At 75.7% G+C, this 17,584-nt stretch carries 17 protein-coding genes; 9 read left to right on the forward strand and 8 right to left on the reverse strand.

The genetic code is table 11. The features are described 5' to 3' along the window. The first annotated feature begins 34 nt into the window (after positions 1 to 34). On the forward strand, positions 35 to 640 hold the full coding sequence (locus DQ239_RS05185) for a hypothetical protein (protein ID WP_147252006.1): 606 nt from the start codon (positions 35 to 37) through the stop codon (positions 638 to 640). 10 nt (positions 641 to 650) lie between these two features. Here the strand turns inward: DQ239_RS05185 and DQ239_RS05190 are convergent, their stop codons facing one another. Beyond that, complete coding sequence (locus tag DQ239_RS05190; RefSeq protein WP_113833365.1) at positions 651 to 1,274, reverse strand: LysE family translocator; 624 nt, start codon at positions 1,272 to 1,274, stop codon at positions 651 to 653. 101 nt (positions 1,275 to 1,375) lie between these two features. Here DQ239_RS05190 and hrpB point away from each other — a divergent pair, with 101 nt between their 5' ends. The 6 genes from hrpB to DQ239_RS05220 all read left to right on the forward strand — a co-directional run bounded on the left by hrpB (position 1,376) and on the right by DQ239_RS05220 (position 7,674). Next, positions 1,376 to 3,853, forward strand: coding sequence for an ATP-dependent helicase HrpB (gene hrpB, locus DQ239_RS05195; RefSeq protein WP_113833366.1), 2,478 nt, complete (start codon positions 1,376 to 1,378; stop codon positions 3,851 to 3,853). Between the two features lie 37 nt (positions 3,854 to 3,890). Continuing rightward, complete coding sequence (malQ, locus tag DQ239_RS05200; RefSeq protein WP_113833367.1) at positions 3,891 to 5,729, forward strand: 4-alpha-glucanotransferase; 1,839 nt, start codon at positions 3,891 to 3,893, stop codon at positions 5,727 to 5,729. 289 nt (positions 5,730 to 6,018) lie between these two features. Then, complete coding sequence (locus tag DQ239_RS20825; protein ID WP_233488778.1) at positions 6,019 to 6,183, forward strand: hypothetical protein; 165 nt, start codon at positions 6,019 to 6,021, stop codon at positions 6,181 to 6,183. Between the two features lie 77 nt (positions 6,184 to 6,260). Then, positions 6,261 to 6,458: a hypothetical protein gene (locus DQ239_RS05210; RefSeq protein ID WP_113833369.1), complete on the forward strand. Its 198-nt coding sequence runs from the start codon at positions 6,261 to 6,263 to the stop codon at positions 6,456 to 6,458. A 14-nt stretch (positions 6,459 to 6,472) separates the two neighbouring features. Further along, the gene (locus tag DQ239_RS05215) at positions 6,473 to 6,916 is read left to right on the forward strand and encodes a hypothetical protein (protein WP_113833370.1); all 444 of its coding nucleotides are present in this window, start codon (positions 6,473 to 6,475) and stop codon (positions 6,914 to 6,916) included. After that, positions 6,913 to 7,674 (forward strand): DUF998 domain-containing protein, encoded by a 762-nt coding sequence (locus DQ239_RS05220; protein ID WP_113833371.1) that lies wholly within the window; start codon positions 6,913 to 6,915, stop codon positions 7,672 to 7,674. The genes DQ239_RS05215 and DQ239_RS05220 overlap by 4 nt, the downstream gene beginning before the upstream one ends. A gap of 16 nt (positions 7,675 to 7,690) precedes the next feature. Here the strand turns inward: DQ239_RS05220 and DQ239_RS05225 are convergent, their stop codons facing one another. From DQ239_RS05225 to DQ239_RS05235, 3 genes are all read right to left on the reverse strand, one after another. Further along, the gene (locus tag DQ239_RS05225; protein ID WP_113833372.1) at positions 7,691 to 8,701 is read right to left on the reverse strand and encodes a nitroreductase family protein; all 1,011 of its coding nucleotides are present in this window, start codon (positions 8,699 to 8,701) and stop codon (positions 7,691 to 7,693) included. 85 nt (positions 8,702 to 8,786) lie between these two features. After that, on the reverse strand, positions 8,787 to 9,713 hold the full coding sequence (locus tag DQ239_RS05230) for a DMT family transporter (protein ID WP_113833373.1): 927 nt from the start codon (positions 9,711 to 9,713) through the stop codon (positions 8,787 to 8,789). Between the two features lie 9 nt (positions 9,714 to 9,722). Then, on the reverse strand, positions 9,723 to 10,502 hold the full coding sequence (locus DQ239_RS05235) for an NAD(P)H-binding protein (protein ID WP_113833374.1): 780 nt from the start codon (positions 10,500 to 10,502) through the stop codon (positions 9,723 to 9,725). A gap of 83 nt (positions 10,503 to 10,585) precedes the next feature. Between DQ239_RS05235 and DQ239_RS05240 the strand changes: the two genes are divergently transcribed. Beyond that, positions 10,586 to 12,130, forward strand: coding sequence for a UDP-N-acetylglucosamine 1-carboxyvinyltransferase (locus tag DQ239_RS05240; RefSeq protein WP_199582688.1), 1,545 nt, complete (start codon positions 10,586 to 10,588; stop codon positions 12,128 to 12,130). A 95-nt stretch (positions 12,131 to 12,225) separates the two neighbouring features. Here the strand turns inward: DQ239_RS05240 and DQ239_RS05245 are convergent, their stop codons facing one another. Together DQ239_RS05245 and DQ239_RS05250 are read right to left on the reverse strand one after the other, a co-directional pair. Next, positions 12,226 to 12,981: an SDR family NAD(P)-dependent oxidoreductase gene (locus DQ239_RS05245; protein ID WP_113833375.1), complete on the reverse strand. Its 756-nt coding sequence runs from the start codon at positions 12,979 to 12,981 to the stop codon at positions 12,226 to 12,228. Positions 12,982 to 13,059: 78 nt separating this feature from the next. Further along, positions 13,060 to 14,874, reverse strand: a complete 1,815-nt coding sequence (locus DQ239_RS05250; protein WP_113833376.1) for a PucR family transcriptional regulator — start codon at positions 14,872 to 14,874, stop codon at positions 13,060 to 13,062. 388 nt (positions 14,875 to 15,262) lie between these two features. On the opposite strand from DQ239_RS05250, the gene DQ239_RS05255 reads away from it, so the two are divergent. Further along, on the forward strand, positions 15,263 to 16,249 hold the full coding sequence (locus tag DQ239_RS05255) for a DUF2877 domain-containing protein (RefSeq protein WP_113833377.1): 987 nt from the start codon (positions 15,263 to 15,265) through the stop codon (positions 16,247 to 16,249). Positions 16,250 to 16,261: 12 nt separating this feature from the next. On the opposite strand, the gene DQ239_RS05260 is transcribed toward DQ239_RS05255, so the two are convergent. Both DQ239_RS05260 and hisG read right to left on the reverse strand, forming a co-directional pair. After that, on the reverse strand, positions 16,262 to 16,705 hold the full coding sequence (locus DQ239_RS05260) for an SSI family serine proteinase inhibitor (protein WP_113833378.1): 444 nt from the start codon (positions 16,703 to 16,705) through the stop codon (positions 16,262 to 16,264). Positions 16,706 to 16,712: 7 nt separating this feature from the next. Further along, positions 16,713 to 17,579 carry an ATP phosphoribosyltransferase gene (gene hisG, locus DQ239_RS05265; protein WP_113833379.1) on the reverse strand — a complete coding sequence of 289 codons (867 nt, stop codon included), beginning with the start codon at positions 17,577 to 17,579 and terminating at the stop codon, positions 16,713 to 16,715. Positions 17,580 to 17,584 lie beyond the last annotated feature (5 nt).

A 17,584-nucleotide genomic window follows, 5' to 3' on the forward strand; every position in this document is an offset into this window, starting at 1 on the left:
CGCGCGGTGGCCGTCCGCAGTACCGTCCGCCGTCGTGCAGCGTCCCTCGACCACCGCCCGCGTCGTCCTCGCCGCCGACGTCGCCGTCAAGCTGGCCACGACCGCCCTGCTGGTGTTCGCCGCGTTGCATCCGGACTGGCAGCAGTTCGAAGGCAAGGCGATGGCCGCCCGCGCGGTCGCCTACCCGCTCGGCCTGCTGGTGCTGCCGGTCGCCTGGTGGGTGCTCCGGCGCCCGGCCGGCCGGCCCTACCCGGCACTGGCCGACCTGCTGATCTCGATCCCGTTCCTGGTCGACACCGCGGGCAACGCGCTGGACCTGTACGACGCCGTCGTCTGGTTCGACGACGCGTGCCACCTGGTCAACTGGGCGCTGCTAATGGGCGGGCTGGCGGTCTCCCTCCCCCGGTGGCTGCACCCGTGGACGCGGCTGGGGCTGACGGTCGGACTGGGCTCGGCGACGGCGCTGCTCTGGGAGGTCGGCGAGTTCTTCGCCTTCCTGCGCACCAGCCCGGAGCTGGCCACCGCCTACACGGACACGCTGGGCGACATGGTGCTCGGGACGACGGGCTCGCTGCTCGCGGGGCTCCTGGTGCTGCGGCTGCTGCCCAGCGATGTGCCCCCGCGGCCCGCGACCCCGTAGTGGTCGAGGCTCAGCGCGCGGACAACGCCAGCCGCATGCCGAACCCGACGAGGGTCGCGCCGGTGACGCCGTCGATGGCCCGGACCGTGCCCGGGCGCCGCAACCAGCGGCTGAGCACGGCGGCCGCACCGATCAGCAGGGCGAACCACACGACGGTCAGCCCCGCGTGCACGGCGGCCAGCAGGAGCCCGGGCAGCAGCGGATCGCTCCCGGCGGGGAGGAACTGCGGGAGCAGGGCGACGTAGAAGACGCCGATCTTCGGGTTGAGCAGGTTCGTCGCCAGGCCCGTCCGCGCCGCCCGCCACACCGAACCGCGGCTGCCCGCGGGTTCCTCGGTCGCGGGACGGGACCGCAGCGTGCGGACGAGCAGGCGGACCCCGAACCAGAGCAGGTAGGCCGCGCCCGCATAGCGCAGCGCGGTGTAAGCGACCTCGGAGGCGGTGACCAGCGCGGAGATGCCGACGGCCGCCGACGCTCCCCACACGAACAGGCCGGTCAGGATGCCGGCCGCGGTAGCCACCGCCTCGGTGCGGCTCCGGGTGAGGGCCGCCCGGAGCACTAGTGCCGAGTCCAGACCCGGGGTGACCGTGAGCACCGCCGCGACGACGGCGAAGGCCAGCACCTCGGAAATCATGCAGGCATCGTGGCATCCGTGGCGCCGGCCGGGCCGAGCGGCCGCGGGTGGAATTGCAGCCGGCCGGCCACGGGCGGAGTCCGGCGCGCGAGACTGACCGCGTGCTGCCACCGCCCGGGTCACCGGGGACCGACCTGCCGGTCCGCGCCGTGCTCCCCGCACTGGCCGACGCGCTCGCGGCCCGCGGCAGCGCCGTCCTGGTCGCCCCGCCCGGCACCGGCAAGACCACGCTGGTCCCCCTCGCGCTCGCCGGCGCCGTCCCGGGTCGGGTCCTCGTGGCCGAGCCGCGGCGGGTCGCCGCCCGCGCCGCAGCCCGGCGGATGGCCGCACTGCTCGGCGAGGAGGTGGGCGGCCAGGTCGGGTACAGCGTCCGGGGGGACAGCCGGCGCAGCGCCGCCACGCGCGTCGAGGTGGTCACCACCGGCCTGCTGGTCCGGCGGTTGCAGGCCGATCCGGAGCTACCGGGTGTCGACGTCGTCGTGCTCGACGAGTGCCACGAGCGGCACCTGGACACCGACCTGGCGCTCGCCTTCGGCCTCGACGGCCGCGCCGCGCTCCGCCCGGAGCTGCAGCTGCTCGCCATGTCGGCGACCGCCCAGGCGCAGCGGCTGGCCGACCTGCTGGGCGCGGACGGACCGGCTCCGGTGGTGGCGGCCTCCGGCGCGCTGCACGACGTCGACGTCGTCTGGGCGCCGCCGGCCGGCCCGGTCGACCCGCCGCACGGCCTGCGCGTGGACCCGCGGCTGCTGGGGCACGTGGCAGCGACGGTCCGCCGGGCGCTGGCCGAGCGCACCGGCGACGTCCTGGTGTTCCTCCCCGGCGCCGGCGAGATCGGCACCGTGGCCCAGCAGCTGGGCGGAGTCGGCGCCGACGTCCTGCCGCTGCACGGGCGGCTGCCGGCGGCGGCGCAAGACGCCGCGCTGCGGACCGGCCCGCGTCGCCGGGTCGTGCTGGCCACCGCGCTCGCGGAGAGCAGCCTCACCGTGCCCGGCGTCCGGACCGTGGTCGACGCCGGTCTGGCCCGCGTGCCCCGGGCCGATCTGGCCCGCGGCCTGGGCTCGCTGGTGACGGTGCGGGCGTCGCGGGCGGCGGTCACCCAGCGGGCCGGCCGCGCCGGCCGGGAGGGGCCGGGCGCGGTGTACCGCTGCTGGACCCCCGCCGAGCACGATCGGCTGCCCGCGCACGACGAGCCGGAGGTGGCCGTCGCCGACCTCACCGCCTTCGAGCTGGAGCTGGCGTGCTGGGGCGCGCCCGGTGGTGCCGGCCTGGCGCTGCCGGACCCCCCGCCCCCGGCGGCCCAGCTCGTGGCCGGCCAGACCCTGCGCTCCCTGGGGGCGGTCGACGGCGAGGGCCGGGCGACCGCCCGCGGGCGCGCGCTGACCGCCGTCGGGGTGCACCCGCGGCTGGCCCGGGCGCTGCTCGACGGCGCACCGCTGGTGGGTCGCCGCCGGGCGGCCGAGGTGGTCGCGCTGCTCTCCGCGGACCTCCCGTCCCGCAGCGACGACCTCGCCGTGACCTGGCGGGCGCTGCGCGCAGGGTCCGACCGCGGGGCCACCGCGCGCTGGCGGGACGAGGTGGCCCGCCTCGAGCGGTCGGTCGACGACGTCGCGCCCCGCGACCTGCCCGACGACACCGCCGCCGGGCTCGTGGTCGGCCTCGCCCACCCCGAACGGCTGGCCCGCCGCCGCCCGGGCGGCACCGGCTACCTCATGGCCGCCGGCACCGGTGCGGAGCTGGCGCCCGGCACCGCGCTCTCCGGCGCGCCGTGGCTGGCGGTCGCGGTGGCCGACCGGGCGCCGGGACGGCGCGACGCCCGGGTGCGGTCCGCCGTCGCGATCGGCGAGGCCACCGCCCTGGAGGCCGGGGCCTCGCTGCACGCCGAAGTGGACGAGGTGTCGTGGCGGGACGGCGACGTGCGCAGCGCCCGCGTGGAGCGGCTCGGCGCGATCGTGCTGGCCGAGCGGCCGCTGCCCGAGCCCGACCCGGGCGCGCTGACGGCGGCGGTCGCCGAGGGGCTCCGCCGCGAGGGGCTCGGCCTGCTCACCTGGACGACGGCGGCCCGACGGCTGCGCGAGCGCCTGGCCGCGGCCCGCGCCGGCCTGGGCGATCCGTGGCCGCCGGTCGACGACGACGCGCTGCTCGACGCGCTCGACCTCGCCGGGGCACGACGCCGCGCCGACCTCGCCCGCATCGACGTCGTCGCCGCCCTGCGCGCCCTGGTGCCCTGGCCGCTGAGCGCGGACCTGGACGTCGTCGTCCCCGATGCGGTCACCGTCCCGACCGGCTCGCGGATCCGCGTCGACTACGGCGACCCGGAGGTGCCCACGCTGTCGGTGCGGGTGCAGGAGGTGTTCGGCTGGGCGCAGGCCCCGCGGGTGGCCGGCCGGCCGCTGCGGCTCCAGCTCCTCTCCCCCGCCTCGCGCGTCGTGGCGACGACCACCGACCTCGCCGGCTTCTGGACCACCGGCTACCCGGCCGTCCGCAGCGAGCTGCGCGGCCGCTACCCCCGACACCCCTGGCCCGAGGACCCGGCGACGGCACCGGCCACGAAGCGAGCTTCCCCACGGTCGCGGTCCTGACCCTGCGGGCTCGGCGCCCCGCGGCGAGGATCGCTCCGTGACAGGCACACCGACCACGGACGACTGGGGCATCGATGCGAGCTGGCTGGACGCGCTCGACGAGGAGCACGAGGTAGCGCAGGAGACCATCGAGAAGCTGCGCGAGATCATCGGGAGGCCGCCGGCGGACCTCGAGGAGCGGGCACCCATCGTCGCCCGGCCCGGGGACTCTCTCGAGGTCGAGGGCGGCGAGGTCGTCTGCGAGGACGGCGAGGTCCGCTCGATCGCCGGCTCCCTGCCCGCGGATTTCCCGCTCGGCTACCACTGGCTGCAGTCCGCCGACGGGCGCCGTCGCCGGCTGATCGTGTCCCCGGGCCGCTGCTGGCTGCCCGAACAGCGCACCTGGGGCTGGGCGGTGCAGCTCTACGCCGCCCGCAGCCGCGACAGCTGGGGCATCGGCGACCTCGGTGACCTGCGCGCTCTCCGGCGCATGGCCGCCGAGCAGGGCGCCGGCTTCGTGCTGATCAACCCCTTGCACGCGGTCGCCCCGATCGCCGAGCAGGAGGACAGCCCGTACCTGCCGGCCACCCGGCGCTTCCTCAACCCGATCTACCTGCGCGTCCCCGAGGTGCCCGGTGCCGACGCCGTCGACCTCGAGGAGGACGCCGGGCGCGCGCTGGGCGACGGCGAGCTGATCGACCGGGACGCGATCTGGGCGCGCAAGCGCGAGGTGCTCATGCGCATCTTCTTCGCCCACGGGGGCGGCGAGGCGTTCGGGCGCTGGCGCGAGGAGCAGGGGCAGACCCTGCAGGACTGGGCCACCTGGGCGGCCATCACCGAGGAGCACGGAGCCGACTGGCACGCCTGGCCCGAGGAGCTCCGCCGGCCGGGCAGCAGGGCGCTGGAGGCCTACGTCGAGCAGCACGGCGCGGTCGTCGCCTTCCACGCCTGGCTGCAGTGGGCGCTCGAGCTGCAGTTCGCGGCCGCCACCGACGGCATGACCGTCATCCAGGACCTGCCGATCGGCTTCGCCGGCGGCGGCGCCGACGCGTGGACGTGGCAGGACGCGCTGGCCGACGGCGTGAGCGTGGGCGCCCCGCCGGACGCGTTCAACTCCACCGGGCAGGACTGGGGCTCGCCCCCGCTGATCCCGTGGCGGCTGCGCGACGCGGACTACGAGCCGTTCATCCAGTCCATCCGCGCCACGATCGCCGGCGCGGGAGGCCTGCGGATCGACCACGTCATGGGCCTGTTCCGGCTGTGGTGGGTGCCGCGCGACGGCACCGCCGCCGACGGCGCCTACGTCCGCTACCCGGCCGAGGACCTGCTCGACATCGTCGCCCTAGAGAGCCACCGGGCGCAGGCGCTCGTGGTCGGCGAGGACCTCGGCACCGTGGAGGACGGCGTGCGCGAGGCCATGGCCGAGCACGGGGTGCTCTCCTACCGGCTGCTGTGGTTCGAGGACGACGAGCCCGCCGATTGGCCGGCCGAGGCGATGGCGGCGATCACGACCCACGACCTGCCCACGGTCGCCGGGCTGTGGAGCGGCGCCGACGCCGAGGAGCAGGCCGAGTACGGCACCGGGACGGCCGAGGAGATCGAGCGCGGTCGCACCTCGCTGCTCGAGCACCTGCCGGGGCTGGCCGACGACGCCACCCCGGAGCAGGCCGTCGAGCAGGCCCACCGGCTCCTGGCGCAGGCGCCGGCGCTGCTGCTGTCGGCCACGTTGGACGACGCGGTGGGCGAGCCCCGCCGTCCCAACATGCCCGGCGCCGCCGACCGTCCCAACTGGTCGCTGCCGCTGCCCGTCCTGGTGGAGGACCTGCCGGAGCACCCGCTGCTGCGGTCGGTCGCCCGCACCCTGGCCGAGGGCGTGGCCGGAGCCGCCACCGACTGAGCCGGGCGCGCCGGAGGCCGGTTCCCGTGACGGGGCGCGGCCTCCGGCGCCTGTTCCGCGGATCACGGCCGCCCGTGCACATCCGTCCCACGACACCCCCCACCGCGTCGAACACGCGTTCGATCCGTGCGATCCTCTCGGGGTGGCCGGAGGGATGCAGCGGGGTGGTTCGAGGCAGTCCCTGGCCGAGCGCGCGGCACGGTCCGGCGCCGGCTCCGCGGAACCTCCTGCGACCCCTCCGGCGCCCGGTACCGCCGCGGGGCGCGGCGGCGAGGGCAGGCACTGCTGGGTGCACGACCCGCCGGACGCGCCGGGCACCTGGCCGGGGCTGCTCGTCGAGTGGCGGCAGCGGCACGGCGCCTGGCAGGGCCGGGTGACGTACGCGGTGACCGGCCCGGACGGCCCGGCGCTGATCGAGAACTGGCTGCCCGCGGCGCGGCTGGAGCCCCGGTGACCCTCGTCCCGGGTTAGGCCGGGCGGCTGCTGGCTATGGCCGGGGACGACAGCACCCGCGATGGACGGAGCACCACCATGACCACCCCCGACCAGCCGAACCTCGACGACGTCCTCCTCCCCGAGGAGAACGTGACCCGGGACCGCACGCAGCACGCCAAGGACCCGCACCCCAGCGACGAGGTGCTCGAGCACCGCACCGAGCTCGAGCGCCAGGCCGTCGGCTCCGAGGACGCCGACCCCGCCGGCGCCGAGCAGCACTCCGCCACCGACTGAGAGAGGACCCGCCGGTGGCCCGGCTGCAGCACTCCGACGTCGCTGCGTGGCTGCTCAAGAGCACCCGGGCCCCGGCGGAGATCGACGCCGGGTGGGCGCCGGGCGAGGAGCGGGAGCTGACCCGCTGCGTCCGGCGCTCCTACCGGCTGGAGCTGGTCTCCCCCGGCCAGCCGGTGCTGCTGCGGATCAGTGGCCGCGCCAGCCCCGGCGTGCACGCCGTCGGCACCGTCTCCGCGCCGGTGCAGGAGCACGAGGACGACGGCCCTGTGCTCCCGGTGCGCCTCACCTCCCTGCCCGATCCCGTGCCCCGGGGCGAGTTGCTGGCCGACCCCGACTTCGGCTCGGCCGAGGTGCTGCGCATGCCGGCCGGGAGCAACCCGTCGTGGCTGTCGGCGGCGCAGCTCCGAGCAGTGCTCGCGCGGGCCGGCCGGCCCGGGCTGGGACCATCGGTCCCGTGACTTCCTCCCGCCTCCGCTGGGGCGCTCTCGCCTGGCTGGCCACCCTGCAGTTCTTCGTCGTGGAGACGGTGGTCCAGCTCCGCGGGGACCGCTACTCCCGCGCCGACGACGTCATCAGCGACCTGGGCGAGACGACCTGGCCGGGACACCAGGCGATGAACGCCTCCTTCGTCGTCCAGGCCGCGCTCATCGTCGCCGGCGCCCTGCTGCTGCTCCCGGCCCTGCGCGGCGGCGCCGGCCGCGCGGCCACCTACCTGCTCGGCGCCGCGGCCATCGGCACGCTGCTGGTCGGCGTCTTCCCCGCCGATCGCTCCGGCACCTGGCACGGCACCGGCGCGGTGCTCTACCTCGTCGGCAGTGCCGTCGGGCTGATCTGCCTGGCCTACGCCCTGCGTCCCCGGTCCGAGGCGCTCGGCACGACCGTGGTCCTGCTGGGGCTCGTCGGCGCCGCGGCGACGGTCTTCTTCGTCGCGGAGGTCGACGTGCTGGCCCGAGGGGTGACCGAGCGCGCGGCTGCCTACGTGCTGCCCATCGGCCTGGCCCTCACCGGCATCGCCCTGTGGCGGGCGCGCTCCACCGACCCTGCCGAGATCGAGGAGGAACGGAGGCAGCGCGCGGAGCGCGCCCGCGAGCGCGACGAGGCGCTGGAGGCCGCCGCCCGGCGGGCGGAGGACCGGACGGCCGCGTCCGGGCCGGCCGGCACCCGGCCCGCCGACGACGCCGAGGACCACTGGGCCCCGGTGCGCCGCACCGACTGATCAGCCCGGCCGGCGCTCAGCGGTCGGACGCGCGCATCAGCACCTCGTCCACCGGACGTCGGCCGCTGACGGCCACGGGCACACCCTCCTGCGGGTACCCCATCCGCAGGAGCATCTGCGGATGTCCGACCAGGGAGAGCCGCGTGCGCAGCCGGGCTCGGGTGGCCGGCCAGTCGAGCGCCTGCGTGAGCGGCGAGGCCGCCACCCCGTGCGACGTCGCCACCACCAGGACCCGGCCCAGCGCACGGCCGGCCTGCAGCCAGGAGTGCCGGTCGTCGCCGTCGGTGCCCATGAGCACCACGGTGGGCCGCTCGACCTCGGGCGGCGGCGCGTCGGGGTCGTGCCCAGGAGCGGCGGGGGCCTGCGGCCGGGTGCCCACGACGAAGTCCCGGATCGTCCAGTTCGACGGCCGCTGGTTCGGATCGCCGCTGGGGACCGCCTCCACCGGCACGCCGTCCACGGCGGTGGGATCGGTGCGCAGCCAGCTCTGCAGCTCGGCGACGTAGGCGGGGTCGCCCTGCTCCATCTCCTCGGCCCGGTCGATGAGGAAGACGGTGGCGACCTCCTCCTCGGACCGGGTCACCGGCTTGAACCAGGTGCCGAAGGCGCCGGCCTCGGCCTGCAGCCGGTCCAGCAGCTCGGTCGGGACGTCCCGCGGCTGGAAGGGGTCCCGCACGGTGTGCCGCTCGGGGATGGCCGACGCCAGGGCTCGGTCCTCCTCGGTGGCCTCGATGGGGCCGACGAGCCGCACGGTGGCCAGGTGGTCCTCGTTCCCTCCGTCCGGGAGCAGCTCCACCTCGGTGAGCCGGCCGGCGGCTGCGAGTGCCACCACCGCGAACTCGACGGCGATGCCGCAGCTGATCACCTGCTGGCGACCGGTGGGGTCCAGCACCGGCAGCGCGCGAGCCGGGTCGAGGAACACGTCGAGCTGATCGGCCGTCGCGGTGAACCGCCACGGCTGGGTGTTGTGGATCGACGGCGCCCGCGTGGCGGCCTCCACCACCTGCGCCCACTCCTGCTGCTCCACCGCCGTACCTCCCGGGTCGCGTGCCTGGTCCCTGCCTACCCCATCGGGGACCGGGACCGCACACCGCCGGGGCGCACCGGAGGGATCAGCCGGCGACGAGCGGTTCGGGTTCGGGTGCCGGAGCCGTCACCCGGCGCCGCCCGCCTCGGCGGGACAGCGCGACACCGGCGAGGCACACGGCGCCGCCGACGACGGCCAGCGCGGGCGGCACCTCGTCGAGGAACAGCCAGCCGAGCAGGATCACCAGCGGCGGCACCAGGTAGGTGGTCACCCCGAGCCGCCCGGCGTCCATCCGGCTCAGCGCGTAGGCCCAGGTGCTGAACGCCAGCGCCGTCGGCACCACGCCCAGGTAGACCATGCCGGCCACCGATCCGGCGGGGGCGGTGCCCAGGTCGGAGACGAGCGCACCGGCCCAGGGCAGGCAGCAGAGCGCACCGATGGCGCAGGCGGTGAAGGTGACCTGGAGGGCGGAGAGCCGGCGCACGAGCGGCTTCTGCGCGACCACGCCGATCGCATAGGTGACGGCCGCGACGACGCAGAGCAGGACGCCCAGCAGGTCGAGGTCGGCGCTGCGGGTGGCGGCGCCGATGAGCAGCACGCCGACGAAGGCGACGGCCACCCCGACGACGAGCCACCGCGGGAAGCCCTCACCCAGGAGCAGCCCGGCCAGGACGGCGATGAGGATCGGCCCGATGTTGACCAGCATCGCGGTGGTGCCGGCGTCCAGGTGCTGCTCGGCGGCGTTCAGCGCGAGGTTGTAGATGCCGAACCAGCCGATGCCGCACACCGCGAGCAGCGTCCACTCGCGCCGGTCGGGGGTGACCCAGCCGCGGCGGGCGAGCAGCGCAGCGAGCACCGCGGAGCCGACCAGCAACCGTCCCAGGGCCAGGGCGCCGGGTGAGAGATCCTCCCCCACCCCGCGGATGGCGACGAAGGCCGAGGCCCAGGCCAGCACGGTGACGACGACGGCCAGGACGGTGCGCCCCTCGAGGACGGGTGCGGAAGTTCTCACGGCCGCACCCTAGGCGGAGCCACCGACAGGTTCTCGCGGTTTCCGGCCGTCGAGGTGCTCGTCGTAGGTCCGCTGACCACGGGCGCCGCCGGAGGGCAGCGCGGCACCGTCCCGGACGGCGGAGCTCAACCGGCCGGGCACCGGCGTGGCCACCACGTGCGCCCCCGGCGACCGGGCCCCGGACCACGCGCGCGCCAGTTCGGCGGCGGTGAGCACCTCGGGGCCGCCGAACTCCACCACACCCCCGGTCGGCGCGGCGGCGGTCAGGTCGGCCAGGTGGGCGGCGACCTCGGCGACGTCGATCGGCTGGAGCCGCCACCCCATCGGCACCGGGAGGACCGGACCGCGCCGGGCGGTGGACAGCAGCTCGTCGACGAAGTCGTGGAACTGGGTCACCCGCACCAGCGTCACCGGCAGGCCCGAAGCGAGGAGGACCTGCTCGGCGGCGAACTTGGCGCGGTAGTAGCCGAACGGGATGCGGTCCACGCCGACGATCGACACGTACACGAGGTGGCGCAGCCGATCCCGGTCGACCGCCTCGACCAGCCGGCGGGTACCGGCGACGTCGACCTGCCACGGGTCTCCCCGCGGATCGCTGGCGGCATGGACGACGACGTCGGCACCGGCCAGCGCCGTCGGCAGGTCGACGCCGCTGGCCAGGTCCCCCCGCACGCCGCCCGGTCCCGTGCCGCGCCGGGACATCTGCCGCACTCCCGAGCCCGCGTCCCGCAGCCGTGGCACGAGGTGCTGCCCGAGGCGACCGGTACCGCCGGTGACGAGGACGTCCATGCGGTCATCCTGGACCGGAACCATCCGGGTGGCATCGGCCCGGCGTCTCCAGCTCTATCTCACACACGAGATAACGTGCCCGGGTGACCGTCACCGAGCTCTCCCCCGACACCGCGATGCACCGGATCGGCGCGCTCGTGCGCGACGCCCGGCGCCACCGCGGCCTCACCCAGCAGCAGCTCGCCGAACGGCTGGGCACCAGCCAGAGCGCCGTGGCCCGCATCGAGCAGGGCGGCCAGAACCTCACCCTCGAGCTCCTGGGCCGCCTCTCCGCCGCCCTGGAGAGCGAGCTGATCCGCGTCGGCCCGTCCGGCCCCACGCACCTGCGGGTCACCGGCGGGCGGCTGCTCAGCGGCAGCGTCGCGGTCAAGTCCTCGAAGAACGCCGCCGTCGCCCTGCTGTGCGCCGCCCTGCTCAACCGCGGCCGGACGACGCTGCGCAACGTGGCCCGCATCGTCGAGGTGGAGCGGATCCTCGACGTGCTGCGCTCCATCGGGGTCTCCGCCACCTGGGACGAGGCCGGCCACGACCTCACCCTCCTCGTCCCCGAGCAGCTGGACCTGGCCGGCATCGACGCCGACGCCGCCCGGCGCACCCGCAGCATCATCATGTTCCTGGGTCCGCTGCTGCACCGGGCGCCGCAGTTCGAGCTGCCCTACGCCGGCGGCTGCGACCTGGGCACCCGGACGGTGCAGCCGCACATGATCGCCCTGCGCCCCTTCGGGCTGGAGGTCGAGGCCCGGTCCGGCGAGTACCACGCCACGGTGACCCCGACCGGCACCGCCGGCCGGACGATCGTGCTGACCGAGCGCGGCGACACGGTGACCGAGAACGCCCTGCTCGCCGCGGCCCGCGCCGAGGGCCGGACCACCATCCGCAACGCCAGCTCGAACTACATGGTCCAGGACCTGGTCCTCTACCTGCAGCTGCTCGGGGTCCACGTCGAAGGCCTCGGGACGACGACGCTCGTCGTGCACGGGCGGCCGGTGCTCGACGCCGACGTCGACTACACGATCAGCGAGGACCCGGTCGAGGCGATGAGCCTGCTGACCGCCGGCATCGTCACCGGCTCCGAGCTCACCGTGCGCCGGGCGCCCGTGGAGTTCCTGGAGATCGAGCTGGCGGTGCTGGCCGAGATGGGCCTGCGCTACGAGCTGTCGCCGGAGTACCTGGCCGACAACGGGCACACCCGGCTGGCCGACATCACCATCCACCCCTCGCAGCTGCGGGCGCCCATCGACAAGATCCACCCGATGCCGTTCCCGGGGCTCAACATCGACAACCTGCCGTTCTTCGCGGTCATCGCCGCGCAGGCGGAGGGGGCGACGATGATCCACGACTGGGTCTACGACAACCGGGCGATCCACCTGTCCGACCTGACCCGGCTGGGCGCCGACGTCCGGCTGCTCGACCCGCACCGGGTGCTCGTCGACGGCCCGACGCACTGGTCGAGCGCCGAGGTGGTCTGCCCGCCGGCGCTGCGCCCCGCGGTGTGCATCCTGCTGGCCATGCTCGCGGCCAAGGGCACCTCGGTGCTGCGCAACGTCGACATCATCGCCCGCGGCTACGAGCACCTCTACGAGCGCCTGGTGGAGATCGGCGCCGCCATCGAGGTCTTCCACGACTGAAAGAAGCGGCTGGGATCAGGTGACCTGATCCCAGCGCGTCCTCCCTCACCGCGCACCGTGAGGGAGGACGCTTCCCGGTGAGGGAGGACGCCGGGTCAGCGCTCCTGGTCGGTGGGGCGGACGAGCATCTCGTTGACGGCGACGTGCCGGGGCTGGCTGACCATGTAGACCACGGCCCGGGCGATGTCCTCGGACTGCAGCGGCGTCATCTGGCTCGCCATCTGCTTGGACGCCGCCTTGGCCTCGGGCTGGGTGATGTGGTCGGTCAGCTCGGTGGCCACCGCACCCGGCTCGACCAGCCCGATGCGCACCCCGCGGCCGGTGACCTCCTGGCGCAGCGACTCGCTGAACGCGTTCACCGCCCACTTGCTGGCGTTGTAGACGCCGGCGCCCTTGCGGGCCACCCGCCCGGCGACGCTGGAGACGTTCACGACGCCGCACCCCTGCTCGACCATGCCCTCGATCGCCGCGTGGGTCATGTACATGAGGCCGAGGACGTTGGTCGACAGCATCCGGCGCCAGTCCTCGGGGTCCGCGCCCACGATCGTCCCGAGCAGCATGACCCCGGCGTTGTTGACCAGGACGTCGAGACCGCCGAGCTCGGCCCGGGTGCGGGCGACCGCGTCGACGCAGGCCTGCTCGTCGGTGACGTCGAGGTCGAGCTGCAGCACCGTCGCCCCGTCGCTCCGGAGGCGGTCGGCCAGCGCGTCGAGCCGGTCGCGGCGCCGGGCCCCGATGGCCACCGCCGCCCCCGCGGCGGCGAGCGCCTCCGCCGTCGCCTCTCCGATGCCCGACGACGCCCCGGTGACCAGGGCGACCTTTCCCTGCAGCGGGCGGGCGGGGTCGCTCATGTGGATTCCCTTCGTCACGGCCCCGCTGCAGGGACCCGCGCCGAGCGTGCGAGGCGTGGGGGGCAGCGGGGTCCTCCGTCAGAGCAGCGAGTCCAGCCCCTCGTCGGGCGGCGGGGTCATGCCGGCCTCCAGCGGCGGCCGGTGCGGCTGGTCCAGGCCGCTCATCCGGGCCGCGTGCAGCGCGAGCAGCAGGTTCAGCCGGAGGGTCGGATCGGTGGTGAAGGGGCCGAGCATCCGCTCGAGCTTGCCGATCCGGTAGCGCATCGTGTTGTAGTGGAAGTGCAGCCGGCGGGCCGACTCCGCGACGTTGAGGTTGGTCTCGAGCAGCACGAGCAGGGTCTCGCGCAGGTCGGCGGAGTCGGCGTCGGTGGCGTCGGCCAGCGGGCCGAGCACCTCGTCGACGTAGGACCGCAGCTCGGTGCTGTCCGGGATCAGCGACAGCAGCCGGAACACCCCGAGCTGGTCGAAGTGGGTGACCGAGGCCCCGCCCTGGATCTCCTGGCCGACGCCGAGCGCGCGCTGCGCCTGGCGGTGCGCCTCGGCGAGCTCGGACAGCGAGCCCGCGGGCCGGCCGATGCCGGTGCCCAGCACCCGGCCCAGCCGGCGCAGGCGGCCGTTGACCCGCGAGCTGACGGCGGCGACCAGCGAGGAGACCTCGTCGGGGGTGCGCCCGTCCAGCGGCAGCAGCGTGACGATCTCGGTGGCCAGGCCCGCGACGGCCGCCCCGGCCACCTCGGCTTCCAGCGCCGAGCGCCAGCCGTCGGCCAGCCGGTCGAGGACGTCGAGCGCGCGGGTGGGGTCGCCGGCGGCGTCGGCGGTGGTCTCGGTTGCGGTGACCAGGACGGCGACCGGCCCGTCCAGCCGCCAGCCGAAGGAGCGGGTGTAGGCCAGCGTGCGCTCGGTGTGGCCGACCGAGCCGCCCACGAGCCGGCGGACCAGGTCTCCCTGGAAGCGCAGCTCCACCGAGTGGACGGCCTGGAGGCGGATCACCGAGAGGGCCGCGATGACCGCGGCCCGCTCCAGCACGCCGCCCGCGCCGACCAGCATCGCGCCGGTCCGGTGCACCGCGACGAGCCAGCCGTGGCGCTGGTCGCCGGCCATGATCGGGGCGACGGCGTACTCGCCCACGCCGCCGGGGAGCTGGTGGTGACCGGGGACGAGCAGGATGCCGTCGGCCGGGGAGAGATCGGCGTCGGCGAGCACGTCGGCCGGGGTGACGACGGTGCGGTCGGCCCGCACACCGGCCAGCCGCCGCGAGGGCGTGAGCTCGGCCAGGGCGTCGTCCGCGGCGGCGTCCAGCAGCCACAGCCAGTCGCTGATCTCGGCGACGTCGTCCCGGGGGCCGGCGCTGGTGACCACCTCGCGGTCGGGACCCAGGCCCAGCACCGCTGCCCCGTCCAGCATCACGGCCAGCCGCTGGGTGACCTCCGCCAGGCCGCCTCCGGTGAGCGCGACCTCCATGAACTGGTCGTCCATGCGGGAGTTGAGCGCCAGGGCCTGGCCCTGCTTGGTGACGACGGCGCCGAGGACCTCGGACACGACCTCGTCCAGGCGCACGTTCGCGGGCAGCGCCAGCACCGGCAGCCCGCGACGGTCGGCCTCGGCGAGCACCTCGGCCGGGACCGGGGGCGGGCCGTCGGTGCGCCGGAAGGCCAGGGCGGCGGTCCCCATCGCGTCCAGCCGCTCGACCAGGGCCCGGCAGTTGGCGGCGTCCGCCGGCGGGAGCCGGGCGCCGAGCACGACGAGCACGTCGGCGCCGGCGCCGGCCAGCGGGTCCGTCGGCTTGTCGATGACCATGTGCCGGACCGACCGGGACAGTCCGCCGGCGCCCGAGGCGACGGTGGTGCCCGCCAGCCCAGGGAGGTCCAGGACGTCCTCGACGGTCAGCCCCATGCGCTCCTGCCAGTTCCCTCGCTCGTCCCGGGCCAGGTCGTGGCGCTGCTCCTCGACCGCCCAGGTACGCCGAAACGGAAGGGTTCCGTCACGCTGAGTGGACAACGCCACCGACGTATCACTCCGCGTCACGTCGCGTCCCCCTTCAGTTGCACATGAGGTCAGGTCGTTCCGGAATCCTGTCAGGAGTCCTTGAACGCCGACACCCATTCTTGGCGACTTCCGCCATAAGAGGGCGTGCGACGCGCCGCATAGGTTCGAAGCCCGCTCATCCCGCTCGCAGCGATGCTAAGCCGTCCTCCTGCACCTGGCGGCACCTGCCCCTCTGCGTCCGGCTCCCGAGCGGGCCCTGGACGGGGGGCCGTGGCCCCATTGGCGAGAGGCCGCCATGCACACCATCGACGAGACGACGACCGACAGGGACGAACGCCCGGGGGCCACGGCGACGCGCGGCCGTACCGCGCGTGCCGGAGTTCCCCCCATCCCCCTCCCCCGCAGGTCCGCGGCCGCGCGCGCAGGCCTGTGGGCGCGCCAGGTCGCCGCCGTCCCGGCCGCGGCCAGCACCGGTGTCACGGCGCTGCTGCGCGGCCCCGTGCGCCGGGCCCGGGTGCTCGCCAGCACGCCGACCGGCGTGTACCTGCACGTGCCGGGCGAGCGGGACTGCGACGTGGTCGGGGTGCTCACCAGCGACGCCGTGCGGCTGCCCCTGGGCTGCGTCCTCTTCCGCCCCAGCACCGGCCGCCCGCTGGTGCCGTCGAACGCCACCGCCGAGGTGGGCGGCGGCCGCGTCGTCGTCGGCGACCTGGCGGTGAGCGCCGCGGCGTGGTGGGACCCGCACCCCCGGCTGCCCAGCCCCCGCCCCGCGCTCCTCCCCGAGGGCGTCCGGCAGCTCCGCACCACCCTCTACGGCGACGGCGTCCCGCACAGCGCCTTCGAGCTGCCCGGGCTGCCGACCGGTCCGGGCGGGCCGCTGGCCGCGCTGCGGGGAGCGGTCCGGCGCGCCGACCTCGACGCCGCGCTGCGCACCGCGACCCGGCTGATCGGCATGGGCCCCGGGCTCACCCCCGCCGGGGACGACGTCATGGCGGGCACCGTGGCCGGGCTCGTGCTCCTCGGGCACCCGGCCGCGCCGCGGTTCGCCGCAGGGGTCACGGCGCTGGCCGCCTGCCGCACCACCGAGCTCTCCCGGGCGGTGCTGCGGCACGCCGCGGCCGGCCGGGTGAGCACCGAGTACGCTGCCGTGCTGCACGCCCTCGTCGGGGAGCGCCCGCTGGCGCCCACCGTCGAGGCCCTGCTGGGGTCGGGCAGCCGCGCCACCGCACTCGGGCTGTGCACCGCCATCGATCTGGTCGAACGCACCATGCGGGTGCGCTGACCGGGCAGGGGTTCAGCCCGCGGGGGCAGGGACGACGGGGACCAGCGAGTCCCACTGCGCGATCCGGCAGCCGTCGATGCGGGAAAGGTGCAGGTCCACCGGCTCCCCGTCCCAGCGGCCGAGCACCCGCGCGGTCTGGGGGCCGCCGTACTGCTGGCTGCAGACGACGTCCTCGGGCAGTGGCGCGAACGGCCGCTCCAGGCCGGCCAGGTGGTCGCAGGCCGCCTGCGCCTGGGGGTGGCTGCCCTCGGCGGGACCGAGGCACGACAGCGTCCAGGTCACCGGCGCCCGGCCCTCGCCCAGGTCGACCTCGAGCTGCAGGTCGTCGTCGGCCTGGGAGATGCCTCCTGCGGCGGGGTCGCCGCCGGTCGCGTCGGACGCCGCGCCGTCGTCCAAACCGCACCCGGCCGTCACGAGGGCGACCGCGAGCACGAGGAGCGGCAGGAGTCGGCGCATGCCCGGCTCAGAGGCGGGAGGCGTGGATGCTCGTGACCAGGATGGCGCGGGCGCCGAGCTCGTAGAGGTCGTCCATCACCTGATTGGTCTGGCTGCGCCGGACCATCGCACGCACCGCCGACCAGCCGGGCCGCTGCAGCGGGCTGACGGTCGGGCCCTCGATGCCCGGGGTGATCGCGGTGGCCTGCGCGAGGATCGCGTCGGGGCAGTCGTAGTCGAGCATCACGTACTGCCGCGCGACCAGGACCCCCTGGAGTCGGCGCCGCAGCTGGGCGACGGCCGGGATTTCCTCGGCGCCCTCGCGGCCGACCAGGATCGCCTCGCTGGCGAGCACCGGCTCGCCTATGATGTGCAGCCCCGCCGCGCGCAGCGTCGTCCCGGTCTCCACCACGTCGCAGACGGCGTCGGCCACGCCCAGCCGGCAGGCGGTCTCGACGGCGCCGTCGAGCTTGACGACGTCGGCCTTGATGCCGGACTCCTCGAGGTGGCGCTGCAGCAGCACCGGGTAGGCGGTGGCGATCCGCTTGCCGGCGAGCTGATCGACCCGCTCGATCTCCGAGCCCACCGGGGCGGCGAAGCGGAAGGAGGAGCGCCCGAAGCCCAGCGGCATGACCTCGACCGCGGCCGACCGCTCCCCGTCGAGCGGCGCGGTCTCCAGCAGCATGTCGCGCCCGGTGATGCCGACGTCCAGCGTGCCCGCGGCGACGTAGACGGCGATGTCGCGGGGCCGCAGGTAGAAGAACTCGGTGTCGTTGTCGGGGTCGAAGACGACGAGGTCCTTGGTGCTGCGCCGCTGGCGGTAGCCGCTCTCCGCGAGCATCTCCGCGGCCGGCTCGCTCAGGACGCCCTTGTTGGGCACGGCGATGCGCAGCACTGCAG

The organism is Blastococcus sp. TF02-09 (assembly GCF_003319105.1).
Classification (GTDB): domain Bacteria; phylum Actinomycetota; class Actinomycetes; order Mycobacteriales; family Geodermatophilaceae; genus Blastococcus.

Excerpts from the sequence above, each read along its gene's own strand:
- DQ239_RS05190 (WP_113833365.1), bottom strand. The coding sequence starts at position 1,274 with ATGATTTCCGAGGTGCTGGCCTTCGCCGTCGTCGCGGCGGTGCTCACG.
- DQ239_RS05210 (WP_113833369.1), top strand. The coding sequence starts at position 6,261 with ATGACCACCCCCGACCAGCCGAACCTCGACGACGTCCTCCTCCCCGAG.
- DQ239_RS05235 (WP_113833374.1), bottom strand. The coding sequence starts at position 10,502 with ATGGACGTCCTCGTCACCGGCGGTACCGGTCGCCTCGGGCAGCACCTC.
- DQ239_RS05245 (WP_113833375.1), bottom strand. The coding sequence starts at position 12,981 with ATGAGCGACCCCGCCCGCCCGCTGCAGGGAAAGGTCGCCCTGGTCACC.
- DQ239_RS05250 (WP_113833376.1), bottom strand. The coding sequence starts at position 14,874 with ATGGGGCTGACCGTCGAGGACGTCCTGGACCTCCCTGGGCTGGCGGGC.
- DQ239_RS05255 (WP_113833377.1), top strand. The coding sequence starts at position 15,263 with ATGCACACCATCGACGAGACGACGACCGACAGGGACGAACGCCCGGGG.
- DQ239_RS05260 (WP_113833378.1), bottom strand. The coding sequence starts at position 16,705 with ATGCGCCGACTCCTGCCGCTCCTCGTGCTCGCGGTCGCCCTCGTGACG.